The organism is Bradyrhizobium sp. SZCCHNRI3043 (assembly GCF_032377735.1).
Lineage (GTDB): Bacteria > Pseudomonadota > Alphaproteobacteria > Rhizobiales > Xanthobacteraceae > Bradyrhizobium.
In genome coordinates, this window is record NZ_JAUHID010000030.1 from 34,869 (window position 1) to 41,867 (window position 6,999).

A 6,999-nucleotide genomic window follows, 5' to 3' on the forward strand; every position below is an offset into this window, starting at 1 on the left:
CTGCAGCTAACTATCAAGTGTCTGTGATGCGTCGACAATCAATGCGCCGAATGAGGCATCATTCGTACGGAATGATGATGATCCATCGACGCGCATCGTCGTGAAATTGCAACTCATTCTCACTCACTGCCGGAGATCGGTATCACCGGTCGTCTCGGCACGGAGCGTTGTGTTCGTTGGAAAATAGCGGTCGAATCGTCTGCGGCGCCATGGAACAGCGAACGCTGCGTCGACCGCATGATGGGCAGGAAGGTGAAACGAGATCGGCTGCTATTCCAGAAGCTTGGCAATATCGCTGTGACCGCTGGCGGCGGCGATGTCCGTGGCACGTTCGCGCCGCTTGTTCCTCAATTGCCTTTCGGCGCCGGCGGCCAGAAGGCTTTGCGCAATGCCGATGTCTCCCTCATGGGCCGCCATCATCAACGCGCTCATGCCCTGGCCGTTGCGCGCGTTCGGATCGGCCTTGCGCCTGAGAAGTTCACCGACGACATCGGCAAGGCCGGCGCGCGCAGCGAGGATGAGAGCAGTATTTCCGCCTCTTGTCGCGCGTTTCGGATCGGCGCCGTGGTCCAACAGAAGCAGCGAGGCCGCGGCGCTGCGGCCTTCGATTGCATTCAGCAACGGCGTCTTGTCGTCGGCGTCAGCGCGGTTGACGTCCGCACCTGCGCGGATCAGTTGCCCGATCGCTTGCGTATTGCCATTGCCGGCAGCGTGCCAGAGTGCGGTGCGGCCCTGCCCATCGGCGGCGTTGAGGTCGGACCTCTGAACGAGTTGCCGATTGAGCGGGCCATTGGTGCACGACGCGACCGCGATCATGAGTGGGGTCCGGCCGTCTGCCAACGGAGGCAGGCTGCCGGAAGCGCCGTCGAGGAGCGCGGCGATAGCGGCACCATTGCAGCGGCTGAGTGCCATCAGTAGTGCGGTCGCGCCATCCGCACGCGCTGCAGATGGGTCGGCCGCCTTTGTCAGCAGCAATTTGATGATGTCTCCATGATCCTTGTCCGCTGCCAGCATCAACGGCGTGTCGCCGCGCCGGTTGCCGGTGTTCGGGTTGGCTCCCGAGGCGAGCAGGAGCTCCACCAGCCGAAGATGCCCGGCGGCCGCGGCGATCGCCAGAGGCGTATCGCCGTCCTGGTTGACCGCGTTGACGTCAGCCTTCGCAGCGATGAGCTGGCGCATCGGATCAAGCTGGCCGCGCAGGGCGGCGTCGATGATGGCCGGATGGCCGTTTCGCATTGCAGCCTGCGCATCGAGCGTCGGCGCGGGCCTGCGCGCAGTTTCCCGCTCCGGCTCCCTGGCGCGCGGGCGCGCGTTTCGGTTGGCCGTATCGGCCAGCAACTGCTCGGCGGGTTGATAACCGGCCGCAGCCGATTTACGCAGCCAATCCCGCGCCCGGTCGGGATCGGCGGGCGTTCCGCGTCCTGCGAGCCACATCGCTGCGACATTGTACTGTGCCTTGACGTGTCCTTTCCTTGCACTTGCCTCCATCCATTTGAACGCCAGCGCGTCGTCTGATTTGGTGCCGAGGCCGGCGCGGTAGAGTGATGCAAGGCGGTACTGCGCCTCTGGATCCCCGGCGATGGCCGCGCGCTCGAGCAGCTTCAGTGCTTCCTCGGGACGTCCGGCCCGGATTGCCGCGTCCGCAGCCTGGCTCGTGCCGGGGACTTCGGAGCTCGCGCCCGCTGGATTGCCGCCCAGCACCGCCGTGTCGCCGGCCAGGGCGACCGATGGTACGGTCAAGCTGACGAGACAGATCAGCGGGAGGATGACAGGAGAGGATTTATGCCGTGCCATACTTCGTCTCGACCTCGATACCCATGCTCTTCAGGAACGCCGTCGGCAGAATGCCGCCGACGCACACGATGACGGCATCGTTTCGGATCGTGCTCGTCCTACCATCGGCATCGATCTCGACGTCGTCACCGCCAACTCGTTTGACTGACGAATTGTACATGACGTGGAGCCGTCCCGATTGGGCGGCTGCTTCCGTCCGTTGACGGTTCTTCAGTTTGGCGCGACTGAACGAGTCGCTGCGATGGGAGAGAGTCACCGTCGTTCCGGGCTCGTCGGCGATGGAGCAGGCGGCTTCCAGCGCGGCGTCGCCGCCACCGACGACGAGCACGTGCTGGCCGCGATACTGTTCGGGGTCGATCAGTCGATAGACGACCTTGGTCTGCTCTTCGCCCGGGACGTCCAGCTTGCGCGGTGTTCCGCGTCGTCCGATTGCCAAGAGCACCGCATGCGTTCTGTAGCTGCTGCAGTTCGTCTTGACGTCGAAGCCATCGCCGACGCGGGCGACCGCTTCGACGCGCTCGCCGACGTTCACCTTGAGGCGGGACTTGTGCACGATGCTCATGAAGAACTCGATCAGCTGCTCCTTGCTGAGCTCTCTGAAGTTGAATTTACCTGCGAGCGGCAGCGTGAAGGGAGCGGTCATCACCAGCTTGCCGCGGGGGAAGTGCGCGACGGTGCCGCCGAGCGAGTCCTGTTCGAGGGTGACGAAGCGCAGCCGATGCTGCAGGCAGGCGAGACTGGCGGAGAGTCCGGCCGGACCGCAGCCGACGATCACGACGTCGAGCATGTCCGACTTGCCGATGTTCTTGATCTTGCGGACGGAGTCGATTGCCTGGCGTCCCTGCTCGATGGCGTTTCGCACCAGCCCCATCCCGCCGAGCTCCCCCGCGATGAAGATGCCGGGCACATTGGTCTGAAACGCCTCGTCCACGTTTGGAATGTCAATGCCGCGCGTTTCGGTGCCAAACACCAGCGTGATGGCATTCACGGGACACACCGCCTTGCAGGCGCCGTGTCCGATGCAATGCGATGGCTCGACGAGCGCCGCCTTGCCGCCGATCAGGCCGAGAATGTCGCCCTCCGGACACGCCCTGACGCATGAGCCACAGCCGATGCACAAGGCAGGATCGATGATGGGGTGGAGCGATGCCGGTTCGAGAAGACCGGCGTCCTTGGCGGCCGAGAGCTTCGCGACGCTCTTTATTTCTTTACGCTTGCGCACGGCCATGTAGGTGGCCCAGACGCCGAGCATCGGCGCGGCGTAGACGATCAGGAGATCGAGCGCCATGTCCTCTCTTTCCCCTTCTTAAGTCCTGACAGTAGGCGGCAGCAGGTGCCGGCTGTGGTGGCCGCCCGGAAAGGTCGGCCGCATCGCTAGATGCAAATTCGTCTCAACAGATGCCGACATAGAAATTCCAGAATGATTTGTAGTTTTGCGGACAAGGAGTAGTTCATTCGTTGAACAGATGCCGTCGGCGGAAATATGGCTCGCACTGATCTCACACGAATGATGTCAGTGCCGGAGGACGCAACAGTTATTTGCAAGTGGTTATCAGGAAGGAATCTCTCGACTGAGATCCGGAGATCCGCAGGCAAGCCGGACATTCGCCCATCCGGCATTTGGGTTTCACAGGAAGCGTCGAGAACATGAGCAGAACAGCAGTCGTTCGCGCGAACGGCGATCCTCTTCGAGGAACCATCCCGGTCATCGTCACACTTCTCGTTGTCGCAGCGATCGGCATCGGATGGCTGCAGAAGGAGGAGGAATATATTACGCCGGGATCGGGGACCGGCTACTGGCTCGGAATATACGGCAGCGTCGCGATGCTATCGTTGCTGGCCTATTCGATGCGCAAGCGCTTCAAGTCGCTCCGCGGGATCGGCTCGGTGCCATTCTGGTTCAAAACGCACATGCTGCTGGGCGTCGTTGGCCCCGTGCTGATCCTGTTTCATGCCAACTTCAAGCTGGGAGCACTCAACAGCAACGTGGCATTCTTTGCCATGTTGATCGTTGCGATCAGCGGCGTGATCGGCCGGTATATCTACGGCAAGATCCACATGGGTCTTCATGGTGGAAGGGCGCGCATCAAGGAGCTGCTTGCGGAAGCCGAGGCGATGAGGATGGAGCTCGGTCAGGAGATGCAGGCAGCGTCATTCGTGTCGCGGGAGTTGGCTGCCTTCAGCAAGGGGCTCGACAACAGGGTGCCGCGAACTGCGCTGGGGAGCCTGCGGACGGGGGCGATCATCGCGGCGCGGACGAGGCGGCTGCGTGCCAACGTGGTTGCGGAAGCGCGCCGGCTCATTCGCGCCGAAGCCAAGCGTGCGCGATGGTCGTGGTTCGAGCGGCGACGGCGCGAGAAGCGAATCGAAGAAGTCGTGCGGAGGTACACCGCTGCGGTGCGGAAGGCCGCAGAACTGACATTTTTCGAACGGCTATTTTCGCTGTGGCACGTTCTGCATCTGCCGCTGTTTTTTCTCATGCTGCTGGCGGGTTTCGTTCATGTCTGGGCCGTCCATCACTATTGACGGAGTTTCGTGATGAGGTGGCGCCTAGCGGCGGTTGTCGCTGTCATGGTCGGTGTTGCGCTGCTGTCGGCCGGGCTTCGAGCGCAGACGTTGCTTGAAAAACTGGTTATGCCGGGCCCGCTGGCCGAGAAGCATGCCAAGCTCGAAAGCGAATGCGGAAAGTGCCACGAAGCCTTCACGCGGAAGGCGCAGTCGGGCCTCTGCCTCGATTGCCACAAGGAGATTGCAGTCGATCGCAGGCAGCATGAGCGCCTGCATGGACGCGAGCAGGCGGCGCTGACCCAGGAATGCAGGCAGTGTCACACCGACCACAAGGGGCGTGGAACCGACATCGTCCAGCTCGACAAGGAAACATTCAACCACGACATGACGAACTACAGGCTGGTCGATGCGCACAAGAACGTTCCTTGTGCTGGATGTCATGTCGCGAAGGTGAAGTTCCGCAACACGCCCTCGACCTGCTTCGAGTGTCACAAGGCGCTCGATCCTCATCGCGGCCGGCTCGGTGAGCGCTGCGAGAACTGCCACACGGCGGTGAAATGGCGCGCGACCAAGGAATTCGACCACACGAAGACCAGGTTTCCCCTCGTGGGCGCCCACAAGTCGGTCGCTTGTGCAACGTGCCACTCCGGCCAGCAATACAAGGATCTGCAGACGTCGTGCGGCTCATGCCACCGTCTTCAGGACGTCCATGCCGGCCGCTTCGGCGACAAGTGCGAGACGTGTCACGATCAGGAGAAGTGGAAGACGGTCCGCTTCAATCACGACAAGACCCGCTTCCCGTTGCGAAATGCGCATGCCAAGGTGAAGTGTGAGAGCTGCCATACGGGTGATCTCTATCGGGACAAGCTCGCGACGTCATGCGTGTCCTGTCACCGCAAGCAGGACCCGCATCAGGGTAAGCTCGGCGAACGTTGCGAGACCTGCCATAGCGATGCGGGCTGGCGGAAGAGGCTCTCCTTCGATCACGAGATTACGCGTTTTCCGTTGATAGGTCTGCACAAGTCGGTGCCTTGCGAGGAGTGCCACCGGACGCCGACCTACAAGAATACGCCAATGGCCTGTGAGAGCTGCCACAAGGATTTCCACCAGGGGAAGCTCGGAGGACGGTGCGCCAGTTGTCACAATCCGAATGGGTGGCGGCTGTGGCGCTTTGATCACGCGCGGCAGACACGATTCCCGCTGGTTGGTGTCCACCAGAAGATCACATGCGAGGCCTGCCACAAGGCCAAGTCGCCGCCGGATCTGAAGTTGCCGATGGATTGCTTCAGCTGTCATCGCAGCTCGGACGTGCACAATGGCACTTTCGGTCAGACGTGCGAGCGCTGCCATGTCGCAACGGGATGGCGCAACGTTCAGATCAGGAACTGATTCGGACGGCTGCGCTGGCGCATCGGTCGTCCGACATCGTGTCGAGCTGACATCAGCTCGCAGCAGCTATCAGTTCGCCTGCAGATCAACGGTTTGCGCGATGCGCTTGCGAGAACCTCGTGAGCGAAGGACACCAGAAACATTACCACCCATTCAGCTTGAGTTCAGCTTGGCCCAGTTTTGGGCCAGCTTTGCCGGTCTATAAAGCCCTGTGTTGGGCGTGACGCTGCGTGATCCGGCTGATGACTTGGTCGCCGCCGATCAACGTAGCGCTCGATTGAAGGGACCGGGGGCGTTCCGAGTGTTCGGTAGCTGGGAAGGCATGCTGCCGGGCCGTTTGGGGAGGAAATCCGCAGGAGTGTCTTGGGTTTGTTGGGGCGACCGGCGAGCAGCGGGCCGCTCAAGGGTTTCGGCTGGATTCGGGGTGACCGGTCTCCGTTGAATATTCGGATGGCGATCGAGTCGAGAGTGAAGATCGGGAGTTTGAGTTGAGCAGCTGCTACAGCAAGCGGGGGCTGTTGGCGCAAGCATCGCACTATGTGGTGCGGTGGTTGCTTGCCGGTATGCTGCTCGCTCTGGCGCTGGCAGGGCACGCTGCTGCGCAGAGTTCATTCGATCATGTCTCGACCGGGTTTCCGCTGACCGGAAGCCACGTTGGAGTGGAGTGCTCGTCCTGCCACGTCGGTGGGCGGTTCAAGGGCACACAGACGCAGTGCGCCAGTTGCCACAACGGCGCTCAGACGGCCGGCATGTCGGTCAACCATCCGATGACCACGAGGCGCTGTGAGAGCTGCCATCAGACTTCGACATGGAAGGACGTTCGGGCGATCGATCATACCCAGGCGAAAGCGTCGTGTACGACCTGCCACAACGGCGTGATGGCACGGGGCAAGTCGAAGAACCACATCACGACGGCGGCGCCATGCGATGTGTGCCACAGGTCGACGGCGAGTTTCCGCATCAGAATGAAGATGGACCACGCCGGCATCGTCGCCGGTTGCGCCAACTGCCACAACGGGACGACGGCGCGCGGCAAGTCCAGCAATCATCTCCAGACCAATCTGCCGTGCGAGTCCTGTCACACTAGCACGGCCAGCTTCGGTGGCGCGGCGTTCAAGCATGCGGCGACCGACACCAACTGCGCGACCTGCCACAACGGCAAGACGGCGATGGGCATGACGACGCCGCCGCACATCCCGACCGGGACGCTGCAGTGCTCGAACTGCCACAGCAACACCGCGGCGAGCTTCGCCACCTACACCATGAACCACGCGGCGGTATCGACCGCGCGCTGCGACAGCTGTCACA

4 protein-coding genes and 1 pseudogene are annotated in these 6,999 nt (G+C 62.2%); 3 read left to right on the plus strand and 2 right to left on the minus strand.

Annotated elements, in window-relative coordinates; translation table 11 throughout:
* Nucleotides 1-270 precede the first annotated feature (270 nt).
* Together QX124_RS30985 and QX124_RS30990 are read right to left on the minus strand one after the other, a co-directional pair.
* Complete coding sequence (locus QX124_RS30985) at nt 271-1,794, minus strand: ankyrin repeat domain-containing protein (protein WP_315799220.1); 1,524 nt, start codon at nt 1,792-1,794, stop codon at nt 271-273.
* On the minus strand, nt 1,781-3,082 hold the full coding sequence (locus QX124_RS30990) for an NAD(P)-binding domain-containing protein (protein WP_315799221.1): 1,302 nt from the start codon (nt 3,080-3,082) through the stop codon (nt 1,781-1,783). Before QX124_RS30990 ends, QX124_RS30985 begins: the two co-directional genes overlap by 14 nt.
* Nucleotides 3,083-3,441: 359 nt before the next feature.
* Between QX124_RS30990 and QX124_RS30995 the strand changes: the two genes are divergently transcribed.
* The 3 genes and pseudogenes from QX124_RS30995 to QX124_RS31005 form a co-directional block, all read left to right on the plus strand.
* Complete coding sequence (locus QX124_RS30995) at nt 3,442-4,320, plus strand: pyridine nucleotide-disulfide oxidoreductase (protein ID WP_315774014.1); 879 nt, start codon at nt 3,442-3,444, stop codon at nt 4,318-4,320.
* Between the two features lie 12 nt (nt 4,321-4,332).
* Nucleotides 4,333-5,691 carry a cytochrome c3 family protein gene (locus QX124_RS31000; protein WP_315799222.1) on the plus strand — a complete coding sequence of 453 codons (1,359 nt, stop codon included), beginning with the start codon at nt 4,333-4,335 and terminating at the stop codon, nt 5,689-5,691.
* A gap of 965 nt (nt 5,692-6,656) precedes the next feature.
* Nucleotides 6,657-6,999 (plus strand): annotated as a pseudogene (locus tag QX124_RS31005) (cytochrome c3 family protein); the annotation flags it as partial.